The sequence below is a fragment of the Actinomadura napierensis genome (genome assembly GCF_039529375.1).
In the GTDB taxonomy this organism is placed as follows: Bacteria; Actinomycetota; Actinomycetes; order Streptosporangiales; family Streptosporangiaceae; genus Spirillospora; species Spirillospora napierensis.
In genome coordinates, this window is sequence record NZ_BAAAMR010000244.1 from 1 (window position 1) to 2,533 (window position 2,533).

3 protein-coding genes are annotated in these 2,533 nt (G+C 76.6%); 1 reads left to right on the top strand and 2 read right to left on the bottom strand.

Annotation, left to right across the window (positions count from 1 at the left end; genetic code table 11):
* Positions 1-96 precede the first annotated feature (96 nt).
* Positions 97-1,071, bottom strand: coding sequence for a helix-turn-helix transcriptional regulator (locus ABD296_RS49130; protein WP_344285355.1), 975 nt, complete (start codon positions 1,069-1,071; stop codon positions 97-99).
* Between the two features lie 81 nt (positions 1,072-1,152).
* Between ABD296_RS49130 and ABD296_RS49135 the strand changes: the two genes are divergently transcribed.
* A complete protein-coding gene (locus tag ABD296_RS49135; RefSeq protein ID WP_344285358.1) occupies positions 1,153-1,902 on the top strand; it encodes an alpha/beta fold hydrolase in 750 nt (249 codons plus the stop codon).
* A 16-nt stretch (positions 1,903-1,918) separates the two neighbouring features.
* Here the strand turns inward: ABD296_RS49135 and ABD296_RS49140 are convergent.
* On the bottom strand, positions 1,919-2,533 hold a 615-nt coding region (locus tag ABD296_RS49140; protein ID WP_344285361.1), incomplete at its 5' end, for a phosphatase PAP2 family protein.

Consider the following 2,533-nt stretch of genomic DNA (forward strand, 5'->3'; position numbering starts at 1 on the left):
TCCCGCCGCCCCCGCCCCCCCCGGCGGCCCGGCGCGGGACTGACGCGCCGATCCGGCTGACCCGCCCGCCGGGCTCCGCGTCGGGCGGGGCGCCGGTCAGCGGGCGGCCTGCCCCTCCAGGGCGCGGGCGAGGTCGCGGACGTGCCCGCGCAGTTCGGCCGGGCGGCGGATCACGAACGGCCAGCCGAGCCCGGCCAGCATCCGCGCCATCCCATCCAGGTGCTCGGCGCGGGTCGTCATGACCACTCCCCCGTCGGTCTCGGTGAGCGTGGCGACCGTGGCGGGGATCCGGCGGCGCGCCTGGTCGAGGGTGGTCTCCAGCAGGACCTCGACCTCGTGCGCGTACGGGACGCCCGCCAGCGACCGGGTGACGTGCTGGACGGGGTCGATGCCGGCGGGGATCTCGTAGGTGGCGGAGCCGGGCTCGGCGGAGGCGATCCGGTCGACGCGGAAGGTGCGGACCTCGCCGCTGCGGTGGTCGTGGCCGGTGACGTACCAGCGTCCGGAGTGGAAGACCAGGCCGTAGGGGTCCAGGTCGCGTTCGGAGTCGGCGCCCTGCCACGACCGGTACCGCAGCCGCACGCGGCGGCGTTCGCGGACGGCGGCCGCCAGGGTGAGGACGGCGCCGGTGGAGGGCTCGGCGGCGTCGCGGGCGGGAAGGGTGAAGCCGAGTGTCTCGCGCAGCGCCTGGACGCGGTCGCGCAGCACGGCGGGCAGCACCCGCTGCACCTTGGCCAGCGCGCTCTCGGTCGCCTGTCCCGGCAGGCCGAGCCGGCGGCCGGCCATCAGCCCGAGCACGACGGCGGTCGCCTCGTCGTCGGTGAGCATCAGCGGCGGCAGCTTGTAGCCGGGCATGAGCCGGTAGCCGCCGTGCCGGCCGCGATCGGCGACGACGGGCACGCCGAGGTCGTCCAGGCGGGCGGCGTAGCGGCGGACGGTCCGCTCGTCGACGCCGAGCCGCCGCGCCAGTTCGGTGCCGGTGATGCGGTGGTGGGCCTGCAGCAGTTCCAGCATGGCCAGCACGCGGGTCGTCGGGTGGGCCGGCCCGGAGTCGGGTGCCGGATGTGGCATGGACCACTCCTTTAATCCGGGCGGGTTCCGTCCGGTATCGAGCTTAGCGTGAGGGCACATCCGCAAGGGAAGGGCGCTGACATGGCGAGGTTCGTACTGGTCCCCGGGTTCTGGCTGGGCGCGTGGGCGTGGGAGGAGGTGGCGGACGGGCTGCGGGCCGCGGGCCACGAGGCGCGTCCGGTGACGCTGACGGGGCTGGCCGAGCGGGCCGCCGAGCTGACGCCGGAGGTGGGGTTGGACACCCATGTCGAGGATGTCGTGCGGGCCGTCGAGGACGGCGGGCCCGGCGAGGTGGTGCTCGTCGCGCACAGCGGGGCGAACATGGCGGTCACCGGCGCCGCCGACCGGATTCCGGAGCGGGTCTCGCGCGTCGTCTACGTCGACAGCGGGCCGATGCCGCCGGGGATGGCCGGCATCGACTTCCACGCCCCGGACGACCGCGCGGAACTGGAGAAGGGCGTCGCCGGCGCGGGCGAGGGCTGGAAGATCCCGGTGCCGCCGTTCGACCCGGACGCCGACCCGGTCAACCTCGCGGGGCTGAGCGCGGAGCGGCTCGCCGAGATGCGCCGGCGCGGCACGCCGCAGCCGTTCGCGGCGGCATCGCAGCCGCTCGCGCGGCCCGAGCCGCTGCCGTCCACGCCGCGCACCCTGGTGCTGTGCACCATCCCGCTCGCGGCGGTGCGGCAGATGGCCGACAGCGGCAACCCGGTGTTCGCGATGATGAGCGGCCCGGAATGGACCTACCGGGAGCTGCCGACCGGGCACTGGCCGATGTTCTCCGAGCCGCGTGCGCTGGCCGCGCTGCTCGCCGAGTTCGCCGGAGGCGAGTGAGGCGGGCGCCGGGGCGTCAGGCGTCCCCGGGCACGGCCGTCGCCTTCCCGGCGCGCCGGGCCTCGCGCCGCGGCGCGCGCGGCACGACCAGCGCGCGGGCGGCGCAGGCCAGCAGCGTGCCGGTCCCCCAGCCGGCGAGCGCGTCGGTGGGCCAGTGGTAGCCGAGCGCGACGACGGCGACGGCGACGAGTGCGGCCAGGGTGTGCGCGGCGATCGTCCAGCCGCGCGACGCGCCGGTCATCGCCGCGATGAACAGCAGGCAGGCGGCGGCGTTGGCGGCGTGCCCGGACGGGAAGGACAGGTGCCCGCCGGCGAACAGCGCGTCCTCGCCGTACAGGGGCGCGGTCCGGGCGAACAGCACCTGCGCGGACCGGACGACCAGCTCCGTGCAGGCCAGCCAGATCCCCGCGCGGATCAGCAGCGGGAGGCTGCGGCGCTTCCAGGCGGCCGTGGCCGCGGTGATCCCCGCGAGGCTCCCGACGATCCAGTACTGGCCGCCGTTGACGATCGTCCGCCACGTCCAGTGCCAGGCGCCGGTGCGGGGCGGCAGGCCGCCGGCGAACACCCAGTGGTCCAGGTGGCGCAGCGGCCCGCCGGCCAGCACGTCCAGGGCGGTCGCGGCCGTCGCGAC

Excerpts from the sequence above, each read along its gene's own strand:
- ABD296_RS49130 (WP_344285355.1), bottom strand. The coding sequence starts at position 1,071 with ATGCCACATCCGGCACCCGACTCCGGGCCGGCCCACCCGACGACCCGC.
- ABD296_RS49135 (WP_344285358.1), top strand. The coding sequence starts at position 1,153 with ATGGCGAGGTTCGTACTGGTCCCCGGGTTCTGGCTGGGCGCGTGGGCG.